Below are 20,433 nucleotides of genomic sequence, written 5' to 3'. Positions count from 1 at the left end.
ATAATAGAAGAAACACCAAAACGAGGAGGATATGATATGACTACACCTGCATTGCAAAACAGTATTGTTAAAGATATGGGACTCGCTTCAGAGGGTCACCTGAAAATTGACTGGGTAGAAGCGCATATGCCGGTACTGAACCGCATTCGTCGCCAGTTCGAACAGGATCTGCCCTTCAAAGGTTTGAAGGTTGCCATTTGTCTTCATCTGGAAGCGAAAACAGCTTACTTGGCAAAAGTGATCCAAGCGGGTGGTGCAGAAGTAACCATTACGCATAGCAATCCATTGTCTACACAAGATGATGTTTGCGCAGCATTGGTGGAAGACGGCGTTACGGTGTATGCGAAGTACAATCCGGAGCCTGCGGAATTCAAATCACTGCAACTGCGTGCGCTTGAGGTGAAGCCTGATCTCATTATTGATGATGGTGGAGACTTTGCAACCATTATTGCATCCGAGCGCCCGGACCTCGCAGCAACAATTCGCGGTGGAGCAGAAGAAACGACAACGGGTATTATTCGTTTGAAAGCATTGGCGAAAGAAGGCCAATTGAAGTTTCCGATGGTTGCGGTTAATGACGCTTACTGCAAGTATCTGTTTGACAATCGCTACGGTACTGGACAATCTGCATTCGACGGGATTATTCGTACAACTAACCTGGTTATCGCTGGTAAAAACGTAGTGGTAGCAGGTTATGGCTGGTGTGGTAAAGGTGTAGCGATGCGCGCCAAAGGTCTTGGAGCGAATGTGATCGTAACCGAGATCGATCCAATCAAAGCGGTAGAAGCACACATGGACGGATTCCGGGTCATGACGATGGTGGAAGCCGCCAAATTGGGCGATTTCTTTATTGCAGTTACAGGCAATAAGGATGTTATCACAGGTGAGCATTACGATGTAATGAAGGACGGAGCGATCCTGAGTAATGCAGGTCACTTTGATGTTGAAGTGAATAAACCTGAATTGGCTAAACGTTCGGAATCGATTCGCACAGTTCGTCGCAACATTGAGGAATATCGTTTCAAAGATGGTCGTAAAATGTACCTTCTTGCAGAAGGTCGTCTTGTGAACCTGGGTGCAGCAGATGGTCACCCTGCCGAAATCATGGATACGACGTTTGCCCTGCAGGCACTTGGTCTGCGTTATGTAAGTGAGAATTATGAAAACTTGGGTAAAAACGTTGTTAATGTACCTTATGATATTGACCAGCAGGTGGCCAGCTATAAACTTGAAAGCCTGAATATTGGCATCGACTCCTTGTCAGCTGAGCAAGAGAAATACCTGGATAGTTGGAAATTTTAAGCTTTATCCAATAATTACAAGCTGATGAAATGATTCAATAGGTATAGAATGGTTTATTGATGATATGGCTCATGTGCGGGTAGACATACGATTGCCCGTTTACGGGAAGCGTCTTTGATCCTGAGTGACAGGATCAAGGACGTTTTTTTTATGCTGAAAAATTAAAAAATCAACTAATGCAAGAAGGGTTTTGATTTTTTTGTGCGAATCTATTATGCTTAGGTGGTGGAAAGTGGGGCAAAGTGGGAGAAACGGGTGAGGAGTGAGTGGGCCAATGTTTATGGGGGAGTTCCAACATAGCATTGATGATAAGGGTCGGGTTATCATTCCGGCTAAATTCCGCGAATCTCTGGGACCGTCTTTCGTTGTCACACGGGGTTTGGACCAGTGTCTTTTCGTGTACCCCATGGAGGAGTGGGGGGTCATGGAACAGAAGCTCAAAGCACTGCCATTGATGAAATCTGATGCACGTGCGTTTACCCGGTTTTTTTTCTCGGGTGCAACCGAATGTGAACTGGACAAACAGGGCAGGGTAAATCTGCCGGGCAATTTAAGAGAGTATGCCAAGCTGGACAAGGATTGTGTTGTTCTTGGCGTGTCAAACCGGGTGGAGATTTGGAGCAAAGGCATATGGGAGAGTTATTTCAATCAATCCGAAGAAGCATTCAACGACATTGCCGAAAAGCTGGTCGATTTTAATTTTGATTTATAAAGTCAGGAGGGGTGCAGGTTGTTTCACCACATAACCGTACTCAAAGAAGAGGCAACAGAGGGATTAAACATCAAGCAGGACGGTATATACGTGGACTGCACTTTAGGCGGTGGCGGACATAGCTCCGTGATTGCTTCCAAGCTCGGTCCAGGGGGACGTCTGATCGCACTTGATCAGGATGATTGGGCTTTGGATAATGCTCGCGAGAAGCTCGCAGCTTATGGAGAACGTGTAACATTGGTGAAAACCAATTTTCGGGATCTGGAACAGGTACTCAAGGATCTGGATGTACCAATGAAGGATGGTGCACCACAGGTCGACGGTATTTTGTACGACTTGGGTGTGTCATCCCCGCAATTTGATGAAGGAGAACGTGGATTCAGCTACAATCACAATGCTCCGCTCGATATGCGAATGGACCAGGATGCAATGCTGACGGCCAAAGAGATTGTGAATGAGTGGCCAGAAGAAGAGATTGCTCGAATTTTGTATCGCTATGGTGAAGAGAAATTTTCGAGGAGAATTGCCCGTGTTATCGTCGGAAAACGAGCGCAGTCTACCATTGAGACAACAGGTGAACTCGTGGAACTGATCAAGGAAGGCATCCCGGCGGCAGCTCGCCGTACTGGTGGACATCCTGCCAAACGCAGCTTCCAGGCATTACGCATTGCCGTCAACGATGAGTTGGGTGCGTTTGAAGAAGGCTTGCATCAGGCTGTTCGTTGTCTGGCACCAGGAGGACGTGTATCTGTTATTACCTTCCACTCCCTTGAGGATCGGATATGTAAACAGATTTTCAGCAGTTATCTGGAAAAATGTACATGTCCACCCGATTTTCCGTTGTGTGTATGCGGCGGCAAGGGGACCCTGCGTTTAGTTAACAGAAAACCGTTGATTCCAACGGAAACGGAATTGACCGAAAATTCACGTGCTCGTTCAGCCAAGCTGCGCGTAGCCGAGAAATTGTAGATCAAGAGTGGAGGAGAGAATCGGAGTATGGCATATACACGTGGTAATCTCGCTGTAAAAGAAAAAGCGTCCCAGGAACGTGTGACCCAGCAACGATACAAAGAAACCACCAAAGTGGTGACCCGTCGTACGGGTCTTCCGGCACGCGAGAAGATTTTGTATCTGATTACCCTGGTTGCAGTTATCCTTGTTGGAGGAGCCTTGATGTCTCGTTATGCTCATATCTATGATCTGAACAAGCAGGCGCAGTCCACTATTTCGGATATCAAGGTGTATGAAAAGACGATTGCAGACCTGCAGGTGGAAAAAGAAACATTGAACAACCAGGTCATCGAAAATGCAAAACAACTTGGTTACGTTGAAGCTTCCGGTAAGGATGTCATTTATGTACCTCGCTCAACAAGTACGAAATCAACTGGTACTGAATCGTCCTCAAATACAGCAAGCAGTAAGTAAAGAGGTGTTCCGATGATAAAAAGAATAAAGATGCGCACGTTGCTTATAGGGGGATGTATTACCCTCTTTTTTCTTGTACTCGTAACCCGAATCTTTTTCATTCAAGTTGTGAATGGCGGTGTATGGCAGGAACGGGCAGCCGGTTTGGTAGAGCGGGAACAGACGATTAAGGCTGCACGTGGAACGATTACGGATCGAAATGGAAATATTTTGGCTACTGATGCCCCTGCGTATACGGTTTCTGTTAATCCGTTATTAATTAATGAACTCGGAATTCAGGATGTTGTTACGGAGAAACTCTCTACCCTTCTTGGGAAAAATGAGAGTGAGATGCGCGCTCTGGTCACAGCGAAGAAAAAAAATGGTGAGTTTTTTCAGCAGCGTGAAGTACGCAGTGAAGGATATAAAATAAGTCCTGAACTTGCGGCACAAGTCAACGAGTTGCGTGAAGAACTGCATGATGAATATAAGGCGCGTAATGCAATTGTGATGGCTCAGGAGTCGAAGCGTTTTTACCCTGAAGAAACACTTGCTTCTCACCTCTTGGGATATATGAGCCGTGATGGGAAAGCTGTCAATGGACTTGAAGTCTCATATGATGAAGCACTGACAGGTACAGATGGATATCTGAATTATCAGAAGGATGCCAAAGGCATTAAACTTCCGGATTCACAGGATAACTATCTGCCACCTCAGAACGGTAAGAACCTTACGCTGACCATCGATGATACGATCCAGTTCTACATTGAGGATGCAATGAAAGAAGCCGTTGCCAAGTATAATCCATTGAGCATGACGGTCATTGCTGCGGACCCAAACACCATGGAAATTCTGGGGATGGCGAACTGGCCAACCTTTAACCCGAATACGTATGGAAGTACACCTGATCAAAAGAATTTTATCAACCATGCTACTCAATCCATCTATGAGCCAGGTAGTACATTCAAAATAGTTACGCTAGCAGGGGCTGTTGAAGAAAAACTCTTTGATCCCAATGCAAGTTTTGAATCCAAACGCATGTATATCGGTGGTTTCCCGATTAGTGATAATGGTCATGCCTATGGTTGGATCTCGTATCTAGAAGGTGTTAAACGGTCAAGTAACATTGCTTTTGTTAACTTGGGTTACAACATGCTTGGCGGTGAACGTCTGCGTCATTACATAGACGAATTCGGTTTCGGCAAAAAGACGGGTATTGATCTGCCAAATGAGGCAGCGTCCCCGATCAAGCCACTGGTTTACAAATCCGAGATTGCTACTGCTGCTTACGGTCACGGTCTTGTACAGGTAACACCAATTCAACAGGTCGCAGCCATCTCTGCGATCGCCAACGGCGGCAAATTGCTGGAGCCACATCTGGTGAAGGAGATCAAGAACCCGAATGATGGCACAACGGAAGTCATCAAACCCAAAGTTGTTCGTCAGGTGATTTCCAAGGAATCTTCCAAACTGGTGAGCGGTTATCTGGAACAAGTGGTTGCAGACCAGACGATTGGTACCGGTCGTAACGCCTATATTGAAGGTTACCGTGTAGCTGGTAAGACAGGTACGGCAAGAAAGGTTGTTAACGGAGCATACAGCAAGTCGAAAGACGTTGTATCGTTTATTGGATTCGCGCCCGTGAATAATCCGAAGATTGCTATACTTGTTGTCATTGACCAACCGGATGGAACCAACATTGGGGGAGGAACTGCAGCTGCGCCGGTGTTCAAAAAGATTGTCAGCCAGACTCTTCAATACATGGGAATACCCAAAGATACAGTCAAAACTCCTGACAAAAAGTCAAAAGAAGTCTCTGTCGTGCAAGCCAAGGCGCCTGACTTGAGTGGCAAGACAGCCAAACAAGCCAGAAGCCAGCTTCTAAGCGCAGGTATTGCTTATGTGACTCTTGGTCAAGGTGATAATGTAATTCGGCAGTATCCGGTTGCTGGCGCCTCTATGAATCCAGGCCAACGAATCTATCTGCTAACGGAAGAAAGCAGCAAGATGAAGATTCCCGATCTAACAGGTGAATCTCTGCGTGATGCCCTTGAAGTACTTTCTCTCATGAAGGTGGGGGTTACGGTCAAGGGTGAGGGCTATGTCGTGAAGCAAACCGAGCAGGTCGCAGGTGAGCAGAGAACTGTACAGTTGAACTTGCAAACTGCCAAAGCTGCAGTGACAGGTATAGCCGATGAGGCTCCGATCTCTTCTGATCCGTCGTCAGAAGCTGAAGTGAAGGAACAAGAGCCTTCGGGCGGAGAAGCTAAAACCGACGAAACAGACGGAACAGAAGAAACAGATAACAACAAAGCTCCTGCCAATGAATCCGAATCCTCTGACGATCCAGCAACAAACGGAGCTTCGCTTCCTTAGGGAGCTATGACAGCTTGTTCTAACCCCCGGTTGTCCTGAATATTCATGAATGGAACGAATGTCATGATTTTGGGACGAGTGGGGGGATCTTTTCGTGAAGGGATCAAGCGTAAATCTGCGACGCAGGTTGCTATGGAGTTTAATGATTTTAGTTTTGTTATTTTCGGCCCTGATGATCAGGCTTGCTTATGTACAGCTCGGGGAAGGCCCTGAATTGTCAGCAAAAGCAGAAGAATCCTGGCGGCGTAATATTCCTTACTCAGCCAAGCGGGGGGAGATCCTGGATCGAAATGGAACCTCTCTGGCCTATAATGTGACAACACCAACCATTATGGCTATTCCGGCTCAGGTTAAAGAAGCTGAAACGACAGCTAAAGCGCTGGCCCCATTGCTTGGGATGACGGAAGAAAAAGTGCTCGCAACCATCAAGAAACGAGAACTCATTGTACGACTACAACCCGGCGGCCGCAAAATTACGATGGAGAAAGCTCAGCGCATCCGTGATTTGAAGCTTCCGGGTATCGTTGTTGCTGAGGACAATAAACGTTTTTATCCTTATGATGATTTGGCTGCCCATATTCTTGGTTTTACGGGCATTGATAATCAGGGCTTAACGGGTGTTGAGAAGAAATATGATGATAAGCTGAATGGTTTGAATGGCAGTGTGTCCTACTTGTCCGATGCGGCCGGAAGGCTAATGCCGGGCTCATCCGAGAAGTATGTGGAACCGAAGGACGGCCTTAACCTCAAGCTGACCATTGATAAATCCATTCAGTCCATCATGGAGAGAGAACTGGATCAGGCCATGGTGAAGTTCCAGGCGAACTCAGCATTGGCCATAGCGATGAATCCCAAAACGGGTGAAATCTTGGGGATGTCCAGCAGGCCGGGATACGAACCTGCCGATTATCAGCAATATCCAGCGGAGATATACAATCGCAATTTACCGATCTGGATGACCTACGAGCCGGGCTCCACATTTAAGATCATTACTTTGGCGGCAGCGCTTGAAGAGAAAAAGGTCAATCTGCAACAGGATCAATTTTTTGATCCCGGATATGTTGAGGTGGGTGGAGCCCGTCTGCGTTGCTGGAAAAAGGGCGGCCACGGAAGTCAGACCTTCTTACAAGTTGTGGAGAACTCATGTAACCCGGGCTTTGTGGCTTTGGGGCAGAGGCTGGGCAAAGAATCGCTCTTCTCCTATATTAAAGACTTTGGTTTCGGTACCAAGACAGGGATCGACCTCAGCGGAGAAGCCAGTGGAATTCTGTTCAAACTGTCCAGAGTGGGACCTGTCGAGCTTGCAACAACGGCTTTTGGTCAAGGTGTATCCGTAACGCCCATTCAGCAAGTAGCAGCTGTGTCAGCGGCCATCAATGGGGGGAAACTTTACAAGCCTTATGTTACGAAAGCGTGGGTCCATCCGGTCACAGGGGAAGTCATGGAAGAAGCCAAGCCGGAACTGGTTCGTCAGGTGATCTCGGAGAATACATCCAAACAAGTACGTGAAGCACTCGAGAGTGTTGTTGCAAAAGGTACCGGGCGTCCAGCATTCATTGATGGATACCGGGTCGGTGGCAAAACAGGTACAGCCCAGAAGGTTATCAACGGACGTTATTCCTCGACCGAGCATATCGTATCCTTTATCGGATTTGCACCAGCAGATGATCCACAGATTGTGGTCTATACCGCAGTTGATAATCCCAAAGGAATTCAGTTCGGAGGTGTGGTTGCCGCCCCGATTGTGCAGAACATCCTTGAAGATGCTTTGCATTATATGAATGTCCCTGTTCGGAAGGATCAGGTCGCCAAAGAATACAAGTATGGTGAAACCAAAATCGTGACAGTCCCAGACCTGACAGGAGCTACTGTTGAAGATCTGTACGAAGACCTGAACATGAATTTTATGCTGGCGAAGTCTGGCAGTGGTAAATACGTGATTAATCAGGCACCCAAACCTGGGGCGAGGGTAGATCAGGGATCAACCATCCGCATTTATATGGGGGATGTACTGAATGATGCACATGATCACACAAAGGATGAATAACAGGACTTAGGGGTAGTTTGAGGCTTCTAGCGCAACAAAATTCATCCATGTGCGTTTCATTATTGGGTTGTATTGACGATATTAATAAATACAGACATATGTTAAAACAGAAGTATAATTGGAAAAGTGAGGTTATTCATGTGCTTTTAAAACAATTTGCATCGATGCTGACCACCGCCCGCCTCGTGGGCGAATCAAATACAGAATGTCAAAACCTTCAGACAGATTCCCGGCAGGTAAAACCGGGTGATCTGTTTATCTGTCTTCCGGGACATACGGTAGATGGTCATGATTATGCAGAAAAAGCTGTAAATGCCGGTGCAGTTGCATTGGTGGTTGAACGGCAGCTGGACCTGCCTGTACCACAATTGCTGGTGAAGGACAGCCGATTTGCGATGGCTGTTCTGGCAGATTTCTTTTTTGACTCGCCAAGCCAAAAAATGAATATGATTGGTGTAACGGGAACGAACGGAAAAACAACGACCACCTATTTGATTGAAAAAATCATGAGTGATTACGGACGCAAGACGGGATTAATCGGTACTATTCAAATGCGGTATGACGGTCGCACCTACCCGATGTCAGGAACAACACCAGAGGCGCTTGATCTGCAGCGTAGTCTGCATGATATGGTTCAGAAGGGTACGGAATGCTGTGTTATGGAAGTTTCTTCTCACGCATTGGAACAAGGGCGAGTAAAGGGAACAAATTTCCGTACTGCCGTATTCACTAACCTGACGCAGGATCATTTGGACTACCACCATTCCATGGAGGAATATCGCGGGGCCAAAGGATTGTTCTTTGCACGTCTGGGTAACGGTTATACGGAAGATGTCTCACAGCGTAAATTCGCTGTCATCAATGCAGATGATCCGGCTGCGGCTTATTTCATCTCTGTGACTGCGGCTGAAGTGATTACATATGGCATGGGTGAAAAGGCGGATGTACGCGCATCCCAAATCTCAATCACGTCTCAGGGAACTTCTTTCCACGTGGATACATTTGCAGGCAGTACGGATATTCGCTTGCGTATGGTAGGCAAATTCAATGTGTACAATGCAATGGCAGCCATCTCTGCAGCGCTGGTGGAGGGTATTCCGCTGGAAGAGATCAAGTGCAGTCTGGAGACGGTTCCGGGCGTGGATGGACGTGTTGAAGGAGTGGACGAAGGACAGCCATTTGCTGTTATTGTCGATTATGCCCATACACCGGATGGACTGGAGAATGTGCTGCGGACGGTGAAGGAATTTGCCGAAGGACGTGTAATTTGCGTGTTTGGCTGTGGTGGTGACAGGGACCGTACCAAACGCCCTCTCATGGGGAAAATTGCTGCGAATTATAGTGATTTTGTACTGGTTACTTCCGATAATCCACGGACAGAAGATCCGGATCTGATTCTCAAAGACATTGAACAGGGCCTGATTGAAGAATCCGTTCCTGCTGAACGTTATACGATGATTGTGGATCGACGCCAGGCGATTCATGAAGCTATTGAAATGGCAAGCCCAGCCGATGTAGTATTGATTGCGGGCAAGGGTCACGAGACCTATCAGATTATCGGCACAACCAAAACCGATTTTGATGACCGAATCATAGCCAAAGAAGCGATAAGGGGCAAATCCAATTGATAAAAAGAACATTGGCACAATTGGCCGAGATGTGTGGAGGAACATTAAGTGACGTTGCCGCTCATGGCAATGTAATAGTCGAAGGGGTGTTTACCGATTCGCGTAAACCTCTGGAAGGCAGTTTGTTTATCCCACTAGTGGGTGAAAGGTTTGACGGACACGAATTTGTGCAAGCCTGTCTAGAGAAGGGGGCTGCAGGGGCGATCTGGCAAAAGGATCATGGTATTCCGCCGCAAGGAGCTGTCATTGTTGTTGACGACACACTTGTCGCACTGCAAGCACTCGCATCTGCTTATCTAGCGGAGAATAAAGCGGCTGTTGTTGGCATTACAGGCAGCAACGGCAAGACAACAACAAAGGACATCGTTGATGCCATTCTCTCGACGACGTTCAAAGTGCATAAGACGCAAGGCAACTTCAATAATCACATTGGTTTACCACTGACTGTATTAAGCATGGACCCGGATACCGAGATTATCATTTTGGAGATGGGTATGAGTGGTCGCGGGGAAATTAACGATTTGTCGGTTATTGCTCAGCCAGATGTAGCGATTATAACCAATATTGGTGAATCTCATCTGCTTCAGCTGGGGTCCAGATTGGAGATTGCCAGAGCCAAAGCCGAGATTGCCGCGGGATTGAAGCCTGGCGGGTTACTGATCTACAACGGAGACGAGCCTTTAATTGCACAAGTTCTTGAAGAGCCCGCAACGAAACAACCCGATGGATTGCAGCGGTTTACATTTGGTCTGCAAACCGATAATGATGACTATCCTACCGGACTTATGAATGCGCAGAACGGCGTAGTTTTCACGACCAAACAGTCTGGAGAACATGCATTTACGCTACCTCTGCTAGGAACGCATAATGTCGTTAACTGTCTGGCTGCTTTAGCTGTAGCTCGTCATTTCAAAGTGACGACGGAGCAGATTGCCGCGGGATTGTCTCGCTTGAAACTGACAGGCATGCGTATTGAGGTTACGCAAGGCGTTAGTGGTCTAACCCTGCTGAATGATGCATACAATGCAAGTCCAACCTCCATGAAGGCCGCAATTGATGTACTAGAAGGTCTGAAAGGATACCGCATGAAAGTGGCTGTGCTTGGTGATATGCTTGAACTCGGTCCTCAGGAGCAGGATCTGCATCTTGGAATTGGTGAGTATATTACATCTGCCAAAATGGACATGGTGCTCGTATATGGCCCGCTATCAGCACATATTGCTGAAGGAGCAAGAAAGCATATGCCGGCAGAGGCTGTGCATGCTTTTATAGATAAAGAAGAAATGACCCGTTATCTACTGGAGAAACTACATCCCAGAGACGTTGTCTTGTTCAAAGCCTCAAGAGGCATGAAGCTGGAGGACGTGGTCGAAGCATTACAAATAGCACCATTACAGAATCGAGTAGACTAGAGGGGTGAACCCATGGATTTTCAGGTATTACTGTTAACAATCGGTGTTTCATTTATTCTGGCGGTGATTGCCGCACCGCTCCTGATTCCGCTGTTACGTCGAATGAAATTCGGACAGCAAGTTAGGGAAGATGGGCCTCAGAGCCATTTGAAAAAAAGCGGAACACCTACAATGGGTGGAGTCGTCATTTTAGTTGCGTTCACATTGGCCTTTTTGAAATTTTCGGCAGTCAAGAATACAGACTTTTATGTCTTGCTTGTGGCTACCCTGGGATTCGGGCTGATTGGCTTCCTGGATGATTACATCAAAATTGTGTTCAAACGTTCGCTGGGACTGACGGCCAGACAAAAAATGCTGGGCCAATTGTTCTTTAGTGCAGTGATGTGTTTCTTGCTGATCCAGAATGGACACAGCACAGCCATCTCTATTCCGGGTACGTCATTCTCGTTTGACTGGACCGGATGGTTCTATTATCCATTTGTCGTATTCATGATGCTTGCCATTACCAATGCGGTTAACTTTACCGACGGTCTGGATGGTTTGCTGTCAGGGGTAAGTGCAATTGCCTTTGGCGCGTTTGCCATTGTGGCGATGCAAGCCACGTCGATGCCGGCAGCAGTGTGTGCAGCAGCGATGATCGGAGCTGTACTCGGTTTTCTGGTATACAATGCACATCCGGCTAAAGTGTTTATGGGAGACACCGGTTCTCTGGGTATTGGCGGTGCGATTGGTGCGGTAGCGATTGTAACCAAGACAGAGCTTCTATTTGTCATCATTGGCGGTATTTTTGTTATCGAGATCCTGTCTGTCATCATTCAAGTGGTATCTTTCAAGACTCGTGGCAAGCGTGTATTCAAAATGAGCCCCATTCACCATCACTTTGAATTAAGTGGTTGGTCAGAATGGCGGGTTGTTATTACCTTTTGGGCGGTAGGCGCAATTTTGGCCGCTCTTGGACTTTATCTCAACAAGGGGTTGTAGATCATGAACCATCCTGAATCATATCGCGGACAACAAGTAGTTGTGCTCGGATTGGCCAAAAGCGGCGTACAGGTCGCCAAAGTGCTGGATCGCGCCGGAGCGAAGGTTACAGTAAATGATAAAAAAGAGAGAGATCAATGTCCCGAAGCTTCCGAATTGGAGGCTTTGGGAATTTCTGTTGTATGCGGAGGACATCCGGATGATCTGATTCACAGTGGTGTGAAGCTGGTCGTTAAAAACCCGGGTATCCCATACCATGCAGCTCCTGTGCAGCAAGCTATGGCATTGGGCATTGAAGTGGTGACCGAAGTAGAGGTAGCTTATCATCTATGTGCTGCACCCATGATCGGGATTACGGGTTCCAACGGAAAAACAACAACGACCACTTGGGTGGGTAAAATGTTGGAGCATGCCGGCCTCAAGCCGATCGTTGCCGGTAATATCGGAACACCTCTCTGTGAAGCGGCAGAGCAAGCTTCTCCAGATAACTGGATGGTTGTTGAACTTAGCAGTTTCCAGCTCAAAGGAACGGTTGATTTCCGTCCTCGGATTGCCAGCTTGCTTAACGTTGCAGAGACGCATCTGGATTATCACGGGAACATGGATGATTATGTGGCTTCCAAAGCAAAACTGTTCGCCAATCAGCAGCCTGACGACGTAGCCATTCTAAATTGGGATGATGCGGTATGTCGTGGTCTGGTTCCTTACATCAAAGGCAGATTGATCCCCTTCTCAGTGACAGAGAAATTGGATACAGGTGTGTATGCAGATCCCCCTTATGTGGATGGAGAAGAGGATGATGTGAAGCGTCAGGTAATCTACGCGGATGAAAACGGAGATCACCACATCATTATCGACGTTGAGGACATTGGCCTTCCTGGGCGATTTAATGTGGAAAATGCACTGGCTGCTGTGGCGATTGCTGTAGCGGCAGGAGCTGATCCTGCGGTGCTGGCTGCTCCGCTTGCAGACTTCAAGGGAGTTGAACACCGACTTGAATATGTCCTGGAGCATAACGGCTCTGCATACTACAACAACTCCAAAGCGACCAATTCGAAAGCTACGGTTATGGCCCTGAATTCGTTCAAGGAACCGGTTGTATTAATTGCTGGAGGGTTGGACCGCGGGTCAGACATGATGGAGTTGTTACCCTTGTTCCAGGAACGGGTAAAAGCTGTCGTTGCAATTGGAGAGACACGGACAAAAATTGCCAAGGTCGCGGAACTTGCCGGATTAAAGCAAATTAAGGTCGTCGATAATGAGGAGGACGCTGCCCGGACGTTAACCGTTGCTGTGCAGGAAGCATCGAAGCTTGCCAGTGCCGGTGATGTCGTTTTGTTATCCCCGGCATGTGCAAGTTGGGACATGTTTGCTTCCTATGAAGAGCGGGGACGCATTTTTAAAGAGGCGGCGCATAACTTGTAAGTAGGGGGGTGGAAAAGCCCCTACTTCCATGCAAGGGGTGGCCTCCTGATGAAACAGACGCGACCGGCACCAGATATTTGGTTGCTGATTTGTATTTTGGCATTGCTTGCCATCGGCATTATTATGGTATATAGTGCGGGCTCGGTGCTTGCCTTTCATGACTATGGCGATTCATTTTATTTTGTAAAAAGACAGGCCCTGTTTGCGGTGCTTGGGCTTGTGGCCATGTTCGTAACTGCTAATGTAGACTACCGGGTGTGGAGGAAATACGCCAAGCCTATATTGATTGCCTGTTTTATTATGCTCATTGCGGTGCTCATTCCTGGAATCGGTGTGGTTCGCGGTGGTGCACGAAGTTGGCTGGGCATTGGTTCGTTCGGTATTCAGCCCTCAGAATTCATGAAGCTGGGCATGATTCTGTTTCTCGCTCACTGGCTGAGCAAGGAACCGGGCAAAATCAAAACCTTCACATCGGGGCTTCTGCCACCGCTGGGATTGATCGGGTTGGCTTTTGGGATTATTATGCTGCAACCTGATTTGGGGACTGGCACCGTGATGATGGGCGCATCGATGCTTATTATTTTCACAGCCGGAGCGCGAATGAAACATCTGAGCTTGCTTGCTCTTGGCGGCGTAGCGGGGTTTGCAGCTTTGATTGCAGCAGCACCCTATCGGTTGCAGCGTATCACAGCGTTTTTGGACCCGTGGTCCGATCCGCTGGGTGCCGGATATCAGATCATTCAATCCTTATACGCGATTGGTCCTGGTGGACTGGCGGGATTGGGACTGGGTATGAGTCGGCAGAAGTACAGTTATGTACCTGAACCTCAAACGGACTTTATTTTTAGTATTTTGGCCGAAGAACTCGGCTTTATAGGTGGAATGATTGTATTATTGTTGTTTCTGGTGCTGGTGTGGAGAGGAATGCGTGTAGCCATGACCGTTCCGGATGCCTTCGGCAGTCTGCTTGGTGTTGGTATCGTAGGTATGGTCGCCGTACAAGTCATTATTAACATTGGTGTTGTCATTGGCATGATGCCTGTTACGGGCATTACATTGCCTCTGATCAGTTACGGTGGATCATCATTGACCCTCATGCTCACAGCACTGGGCATTTTAGTGAATTTATCCCGTTATGCGAGGTGACTATGCGATGCGAGTCGTTCTAAGCGGTGGCGGTACGGGTGGACATATCTATCCGGCCGTTGCCATAGCAAGACAATGCGAGGCGGAGAACCCGGACTCGACATTTCTATACATCGGAGGAACCAGAGGGCTGGAAAGCAAGCTGGTTCCCCAAGAAAATATTCCTTTTAAATCCATTGATATTACGGGCTTTCGTCGGAAATTGTCCATTGACAACCTGAAAACGGTCATGCGTTTCATTCAAGGTGTACGCAAGTCCAAAAAAATGCTGAAGGAATTCAAACCGGATGTTGTGATTGGTACAGGTGGATATGTGTGTGGACCTGTGGTATATGCAGCAACAAAACTGGGAATTCCGAGTATAATTCATGAACAGAACGCCATCCCTGGTCTGACGAACAAATTTTTGATGCGTTATGTGGACACGGTTGCCGTTAGCTTTGAAGGTTCTGAAAAATCGTTTTCCGGCGCAAAAAAGGTGATCTACACCGGTAATCCGCGAGCGACTACGGTAGCCCAGGCTAGCCGTGATCGTGGTTTTGCCACGTTAGGTGTACCGATGAACAGCCGTGTTGTTCTTGTGGTTGGTGGCAGTCGCGGGGCAAAAGCAATCAATCAGGCCATGGTGGACATGGCTCCAATGCTGGATCAACTGGACGATGTACATGTCGTTTACGTGACAGGGGATACCTATTTTGATGAAACGCGTGAAGCCATTCGCAGCTCATTGGGTACGATGCCAAATCACCTGCATGTCCTGCCTTACGTGCATAATATGCCTGAGGTGCTTGCCTGCACATCCTTGATTGTAAACCGCGCAGGTGCATCATTTCTTGCGGAGATTACATCACTGGGTATTCCTTCGATCCTGATTCCGTCACCTAACGTGACTAATAATCATCAGGAAGCCAATGCACGCACGCTTGAAGGTGGGGGCGCATCACTCACGATGCTGGAGAAGGATCTTACAGGCAAAGTCCTGTATGAAGCCATCGCCAAGATTATGAATGATGAATCGGGACGCAAACGAATGGCTGAAGCCTCCCGGAAACTGGGGAAACCCGATGCAGCTGAAGTGCTTGTTCATGAAATTCAGCGTCTTGCTGCACGCCGATAAAGTGCGTTTGTGGGCGATTGTCACACACAAGACGGGGCTGACATAAGATACCGTATAAATCGTGACCATCGTTCCATGGCGCCAGAACACGGTCTGTAACAACAGAACATACCGTGCTCATCGGTTTTGAAGCAAAGGAGGAAGCAAACATGCATCAGTGGATATCGTTACTATCCCAGAATAATGTTGGCAGAGTTCTTGAAAACGAACCGCTAGCCAAATACACCACATGGAAGATCGGCGGTCCTGCGGATGCACTGGTCATTCCCGAGAATAAAGAGCACATGATGAATCTCGTTCAATTGTTTCACACGTATCAGATTCCTTGGATGCAACTTGGACGGGGTTCAAACATGCTGATGTCAGACAAAGGAATACGTGGTGTTGTGGTGAAACCAGGCGAGGGCTTTGATTATGCCGAATTTCACGAAGGCGGTGTAACCGCCGGAGCGGCGCATTCTTTTGTTAAACTCAGTGTGGTTGCTGCCAAAAAGGAATGGACCGGTCTGGAATTCGGCAGCGGTATCCCCGGCACTGTCGGTGGAGCTGTGTACATGAATGCAGGCGCGCATGGATCGGATGTGTCACGGATATTCAAATTCGCTGAGATTGTACTGGAGACAGGGGAATTGGTACGTTACAGCAAGGAGGACATGGATTTTGCCTACCGCCACTCTGTTCTGCATGATCGGAGAGGCATCGTGCTGGAAGCTACATTTGAACTCCAGCATGGAGAGCGCAACGTCATTTCGGAAACTATGGCGGCTTACAAAGATCGCCGGCGCCGCACACAGCCACTGCAGATGGCATGTGCAGGTAGTGTATTCCGAAATCCACCGGGTGATCATGCAGCCCGCCTGATTGAAGCAGCAGGGCTGAAAGGAATGACCCAGGGAGGCGCACAGGTATCCACCATGCATGCCAATTTCATTGTTAATACAGGCCAAGCAACAGCAGAGGACGTTATCACCCTAATGCAGCAGATACAGAGCACTATATCATCTCAAAACGGTATTAACCTGGTACCGGAAGTCTTCGTAGTGGGTGAGCGGTAAACCCCGGAGGTGATACATTGGACAAATTGGTGATTGAAGGCGGGAAACCCCTCTCAGGATCCATACGCATCCATGGAGCAAAAAATGCCGCTTTACCGATTATGGCCGCAAGTTTGTTGGCAGATGGAGAAGTTACACTGCATAACGTTCCACACTTGCTGGACATTGAAGTGATGCTGTATATCCTGGAACGGCTTGGATGCACGTGTCGGCATGAACAGGGAACAGTGACGATTAATACCTCGTCTATCCGGTCATATGATGTGCCAGAAGATCTAATGAAGCAGATGCGCTCTTCCATTTTTTTGATGGGACCATTGCTGGCTAAGTTTGGGCAAGTGTCAGTGTATCAGCCAGGAGGCTGTGCCATTGGAGAACGCAAAATTGATCTTCACCTCCGGGGCCTGGAAGCGCTCGGAGCTTTGATTGAAGAGCAGGACCAACAGATCATCTGTCATGGGCAAAATCTGGTGGGTACAGATATTCATTTGGATTTCCCGAGTGTGGGAGCGACCGAGAATATCATGATGGCAGCCGTTATGGCTAAAGGGACAACAACCATTTGCAACGCGGCAAGAGAACCTGAAATACAAGACCTGCAACACTTTTTGAATGCTATGGGTGCAAGCATTATTGGTGCAGGAACGGATACAATCACGATCAATGGCGTTGAGAAACTGAAGCCTTGTTCCTATGAGATTATACCGGATCGAATCGTTGCTGGAACCGTAATGATTGCAGCAGCAGCAACACGAGGCAATGTTACGCTTACACACTGCAATCCTGCTCATCTTACTTCACTTATACATGTATTGAAGCGCACTGGTGTTCAAATCACAGTCTGCAATGATATAATGACGGTGAGCTGTATGAGCCGTCCCAAATCAGTAGACCGTATTGTGACTTCTCCGTATCCTTCGTTTCCGACAGATTTGCAATCGCAAATCATGGTGCTGCTCAGTTTGGCAGACGGATTCAGCGTGATGAAGGAAACGGTATTCGAGGGCCGGTTCAAACATGTGGATGAACTGAATGTGATGGGGGCTGATATTTCAGTCGATCTGAACGCAGCATTTATCCGTGGTGTTCCCCGTCTGTACGGGGCTACAGTAGAAGCAACCGATCTTCGTGCAGGTGCAGCTCTAGTAATTGCTGGTCTGGCTGCTCAAGGCAAAACGGTTGTGGAGCAAGTGCATCATATTGACCGGGGCTACGATCAGATCGAGAAGTTATTCCAAAGTCTTGGAGCATCGGTTGAGCGACAGTCGCCCGTTTCGAAACAGTTGGATTTTGCCAATTAACGTCCTTGGCGTCCCCTTCTTGAAGGGAGGGGACCTGAGGCTTTGTGGAGCGCTACTTATGCCTAAAAGTCAAATTCCGGTTCTGAAGAAGAATCGACCAAAAGGAAACACAAGCCGCAAAATTGTAATTATTCTCTTATTATTATTTATTGTATTGCTCGCTGTATTATTCTTTCGTTCTTCCATGAGTCGGATTTCGGCAATTGAAATTACGGGTAATGTATATACAGCAACTTCAGAACTGCTGGAGAAAAGCGGGCTGAAAGAAGGCGAACAATTTTTTGGGACAAGTACTGCCGAGGTTATTGAGCGTCTCAAGACCATCAAGGCCATTTCCACCGTTACCGTGGACAAAAAGTTTCCAGGTATTATCCATATCAAGGTTCAGGAATATGCCACGGTTGCTTATGAGCTTGGTTCTGACGGTACGCTAAAAGCGATATTAGCCAGTGGGACAAGCTTGACGGTTCCGGCAACAATTGGTGTTGCTGTGGAGAAGCCCATATTGACCCAATGGAAGGCTGATGATCCACTCAAAGCCAAACTGAGCCAGACACTGGCTAAAATTCCGAATGAATTAACGACGGATATTTCGGAAATTATTCCGAATCCAACGCCTTCATTTCCGGATCAGATTCGGATGTATACCAAATCGCAGTTTGAAGTGATTACAACCGTCTCTCTTTTATCGGATAAAGTGGAGTATCTGAATCAGGTGATTGAGACCGAACGGCCTGGGAAAATCACCATGCTTGAGGCAGATACTTATGTCCCTTTCATCCCGGATGACCCGGAAGATGATGCTGAACTAGGAGCAACCCCCTGATCTTTGCCATGATGAGGCTGGACTGAATATGAAAGCCTAGGCAGGTCGGGGTTTGGCCCCGTCAGAGCAATGAAACTTGTTCTTTCTGAGATGAAGAAAAAATGATACACTTGAACTTATGGCACATGAGTTGCCTCCTTCTTTTTTCTTCAATGTTTTATGTCTGGCAACCAGATTTTGACACCCAAAAACATTGTAGAAAAAAGAGGGAAAGCCTGAAGTGTGTTGAATATGTTTTAAGAGTGTTTAAATTCGAACGTAATTTACTATTGGAGTCAGGAGGTGCCACAGACTTGAGCAACAATGACATCATTGTTAGTTTGGACATCGGTACATCCAAAATTCGCGCTATTATTGGGGAAATGAATAATGGAACCTTTAATATTATAGGAGTTGGATCTGCCGACTCGGAGGGAATTCGCAAAGGTGTAATCGTAGATATCGATCAGACGGTGCAGTCGATTCGCAACGCAGTGGATCATGCAGAACGTATGGTAGGTATTCAAATATCCGAAGTGTATGTTGGAATCTCGGGAAATCATATCGGACTGATGAGCAGTCACGGCGTCGTGGCTGTGTCTAACGAGGATCGTGAAATCGGAGAAGAAGACATGGAACGGGTGTTGAAAGCAGCCGAAGTCATTGCAGTTCCGCCGGAACGGGAAATTATTGATGTTGTCGCCAAGCAATATGTTGTAGATGGCTTGGAGGGCATACAGGACCCCCGTGGTATGATTGGTGTTCGTCTGGAAGTTGAAGCAACGATCATTACGGGTGCAAAAACCGCGATACATAATCTTTTGCGCTGCGTGGAAAAAGCGGGTCTGAAAGTAAGCGATCTGGTTCTCATGTCGCTTGGAGCGGGTCAACTGGCTTTGTCCAAAGATGAAAAAACGATGGGTTCAGTGCTTGTTGATATTGGAGCAGGTGCAACAACCATCGCCATTTTTGAAGAAGACAGTCTTGTTGCAACATCAACGTTGCCTATAGGCGGGGAATTCGTAACAAATGATATCGCCTATGGCTTACGCACGTTAACGGATCAGGCGGAGAAGGTGAAACTGAAATATGGCTGCGCCTGGTTGGATGATGCTGCTGCGGATGTGATGTTCAAAGTCACCCGAATTGGTAGTAATGTAGACAAGGAGTTTTCACAGGAGGATCTGGCAGCAATTATTGAACCTAGGGTTCAAGAAATATTCCAGATGATATCCCAAGAAGTGAAGCGTCTTGGTTACAACGAGCTTCCTGGAGGTTATATACTAACGGGAGGTACGGTCTCTATGCCGGGGGTTCTGCAGGTCGCTCAGCATGAGCTTGCTGCTTCGGTACGAGTTGCAGTTCCGGATTATATTGGTGTGCGTGACCCCGGGTTTACAAGCGGAGTCGGCATATTGCACAGTGTAATTCGCAGTTTGCGCATTCGTCCCTCGATCAATAACGGCGGTGGAAATAACAACAACAACAATAACAACAAGAAACCGACCAACCGTCCGAAGCCAAATACGGCACAGGAATCGGAGCAAAAACCCGGTCTGTTCGAGCGGCTGAAGAATATGTTCAGCGAATTTATATAACAGGTTGGATCCATTTCATACATTCTTGAAGCCGTCTGAATGCGCCGGTACTAAAATAAACGCTTTCGTTCGTCGATATATGAAATTGATTCGGTTCAAATCAAAAATTGGACGGGCCATCCAT

The 20,433-nt window shown here is 47.5% G+C and carries 16 protein-coding genes; all 16 read left to right on the top strand.

From position 1 onward, the window contains the following. Window positions 1–36 precede the first annotated feature (36 nt). The 16 genes from AC6CIF_RS06415 to ftsA all read left to right on the top strand — a co-directional run bounded on the left by AC6CIF_RS06415 (window position 37) and on the right by ftsA (window position 20,309). The gene (locus AC6CIF_RS06415) at window positions 37–1,302 is read left to right on the top strand and encodes an adenosylhomocysteinase (RefSeq protein ID WP_047843755.1); all 1,266 of its coding nucleotides are present in this window, start codon (window positions 37–39) and stop codon (window positions 1,300–1,302) included. A gap of 274 nt (window positions 1,303–1,576) precedes the next feature. Further along, the gene (mraZ, locus tag AC6CIF_RS06410; protein ID WP_017687291.1) at window positions 1,577–2,014 is read left to right on the top strand and encodes a division/cell wall cluster transcriptional repressor MraZ; all 438 of its coding nucleotides are present in this window, start codon (window positions 1,577–1,579) and stop codon (window positions 2,012–2,014) included. An 18-nt stretch (window positions 2,015–2,032) separates the two neighbouring features. Further along, complete coding sequence (gene rsmH, locus AC6CIF_RS06405; protein ID WP_498198579.1) at window positions 2,033–2,983, top strand: 16S rRNA (cytosine(1402)-N(4))-methyltransferase RsmH; 951 nt, start codon at window positions 2,033–2,035, stop codon at window positions 2,981–2,983. Between the two features lie 27 nt (window positions 2,984–3,010). After that, window positions 3,011–3,439 (top strand): hypothetical protein, encoded by a 429-nt coding sequence (locus AC6CIF_RS06400; protein ID WP_036614881.1) that lies wholly within the window; start codon window positions 3,011–3,013, stop codon window positions 3,437–3,439. A gap of 12 nt (window positions 3,440–3,451) precedes the next feature. Beyond that, complete coding sequence (locus AC6CIF_RS06395; RefSeq protein WP_498198577.1) at window positions 3,452–5,794, top strand: penicillin-binding transpeptidase domain-containing protein; 2,343 nt, start codon at window positions 3,452–3,454, stop codon at window positions 5,792–5,794. Between the two features lie 94 nt (window positions 5,795–5,888). Continuing rightward, entirely contained in the window at window positions 5,889–7,841 is a 1,953-nt protein-coding gene (locus AC6CIF_RS06390; RefSeq protein WP_076211545.1) for a stage V sporulation protein D, read from the top strand. A gap of 140 nt (window positions 7,842–7,981) precedes the next feature. After that, complete coding sequence (locus AC6CIF_RS06385; protein ID WP_307416736.1) at window positions 7,982–9,469, top strand: UDP-N-acetylmuramoyl-L-alanyl-D-glutamate--2,6-diaminopimelate ligase; 1,488 nt, start codon at window positions 7,982–7,984, stop codon at window positions 9,467–9,469. Next, the gene (locus AC6CIF_RS06380) at window positions 9,469–10,881 is read left to right on the top strand and encodes a UDP-N-acetylmuramoyl-tripeptide--D-alanyl-D-alanine ligase (RefSeq protein ID WP_498198727.1); all 1,413 of its coding nucleotides are present in this window, start codon (window positions 9,469–9,471) and stop codon (window positions 10,879–10,881) included. Before AC6CIF_RS06385 ends, AC6CIF_RS06380 begins: the two co-directional genes overlap by 1 nt. 12 nt (window positions 10,882–10,893) lie before the next feature. Continuing rightward, entirely contained in the window at window positions 10,894–11,862 is a 969-nt protein-coding gene (gene mraY / locus AC6CIF_RS06375; protein WP_047843751.1) for a phospho-N-acetylmuramoyl-pentapeptide-transferase, read from the top strand. A 3-nt stretch (window positions 11,863–11,865) separates the two neighbouring features. Then, window positions 11,866–13,287 carry a UDP-N-acetylmuramoyl-L-alanine--D-glutamate ligase gene (gene murD / locus AC6CIF_RS06370; RefSeq protein ID WP_498198574.1) on the top strand — a complete coding sequence of 474 codons (1,422 nt, stop codon included), beginning with the start codon at window positions 11,866–11,868 and terminating at the stop codon, window positions 13,285–13,287. 48 nt (window positions 13,288–13,335) lie between these two features. Next, the gene (spoVE, locus tag AC6CIF_RS06365) at window positions 13,336–14,433 is read left to right on the top strand and encodes a stage V sporulation protein E (protein ID WP_074095851.1); all 1,098 of its coding nucleotides are present in this window, start codon (window positions 13,336–13,338) and stop codon (window positions 14,431–14,433) included. Window positions 14,434–14,440: 7 nt separating this feature from the next. After that, complete coding sequence (murG, locus tag AC6CIF_RS06360) at window positions 14,441–15,550, top strand: undecaprenyldiphospho-muramoylpentapeptide beta-N-acetylglucosaminyltransferase (protein ID WP_498198572.1); 1,110 nt, start codon at window positions 14,441–14,443, stop codon at window positions 15,548–15,550. Between the two features lie 149 nt (window positions 15,551–15,699). Further along, complete coding sequence (gene murB / locus AC6CIF_RS06355) at window positions 15,700–16,605, top strand: UDP-N-acetylmuramate dehydrogenase (protein ID WP_498198570.1); 906 nt, start codon at window positions 15,700–15,702, stop codon at window positions 16,603–16,605. Window positions 16,606–16,622: 17 nt separating this feature from the next. Then, window positions 16,623–17,906, top strand: a complete 1,284-nt coding sequence (murA, locus tag AC6CIF_RS06350) for a UDP-N-acetylglucosamine 1-carboxyvinyltransferase (protein WP_124116022.1) — start codon at window positions 16,623–16,625, stop codon at window positions 17,904–17,906. Window positions 17,907–17,964: 58 nt separating this feature from the next. Next, window positions 17,965–18,732 carry a cell division protein FtsQ/DivIB gene (locus AC6CIF_RS06345; RefSeq protein ID WP_307416740.1) on the top strand — a complete coding sequence of 256 codons (768 nt, stop codon included), beginning with the start codon at window positions 17,965–17,967 and terminating at the stop codon, window positions 18,730–18,732. Window positions 18,733–19,025: 293 nt separating this feature from the next. Further along, a complete protein-coding gene (gene ftsA / locus AC6CIF_RS06340) occupies window positions 19,026–20,309 on the top strand; it encodes a cell division protein FtsA (protein WP_036614863.1) in 1,284 nt (427 codons plus the stop codon). The last annotated feature ends 124 nt before the right edge of the window (window positions 20,310–20,433 follow it).

The sequence above is a fragment of the Paenibacillus sp. GQ49 genome (assembly GCF_059759055.1).
The sequence above is the reverse complement of the archived record's forward strand: the minus strand, read 5'-3'. Positions and strand labels throughout refer to the sequence as shown.

Excerpts from the sequence above, each read along its gene's own strand:
- AC6CIF_RS06345 (WP_307416740.1), top strand. The coding sequence starts at position 17,965 with ATGCCTAAAAGTCAAATTCCGGTTCTGAAGAAGAATCGACCAAAAGGA.
- mraZ (WP_017687291.1), top strand. The coding sequence starts at position 1,577 with ATGTTTATGGGGGAGTTCCAACATAGCATTGATGATAAGGGTCGGGTT.
- AC6CIF_RS06415 (WP_047843755.1), top strand. The coding sequence starts at position 37 with ATGACTACACCTGCATTGCAAAACAGTATTGTTAAAGATATGGGACTC.
- murB (WP_498198570.1), top strand. The coding sequence starts at position 15,700 with ATGCATCAGTGGATATCGTTACTATCCCAGAATAATGTTGGCAGAGTT.
- spoVE (WP_074095851.1), top strand. The coding sequence starts at position 13,336 with ATGAAACAGACGCGACCGGCACCAGATATTTGGTTGCTGATTTGTATT.
- AC6CIF_RS06395 (WP_498198577.1), top strand. The coding sequence starts at position 3,452 with ATGATAAAAAGAATAAAGATGCGCACGTTGCTTATAGGGGGATGTATT.
- mraY (WP_047843751.1), top strand. The coding sequence starts at position 10,894 with ATGGATTTTCAGGTATTACTGTTAACAATCGGTGTTTCATTTATTCTG.
- murD (WP_498198574.1), top strand. The coding sequence starts at position 11,866 with ATGAACCATCCTGAATCATATCGCGGACAACAAGTAGTTGTGCTCGGA.
- AC6CIF_RS06400 (WP_036614881.1), top strand. The coding sequence starts at position 3,011 with ATGGCATATACACGTGGTAATCTCGCTGTAAAAGAAAAAGCGTCCCAG.
- murG (WP_498198572.1), top strand. The coding sequence starts at position 14,441 with ATGCGAGTCGTTCTAAGCGGTGGCGGTACGGGTGGACATATCTATCCG.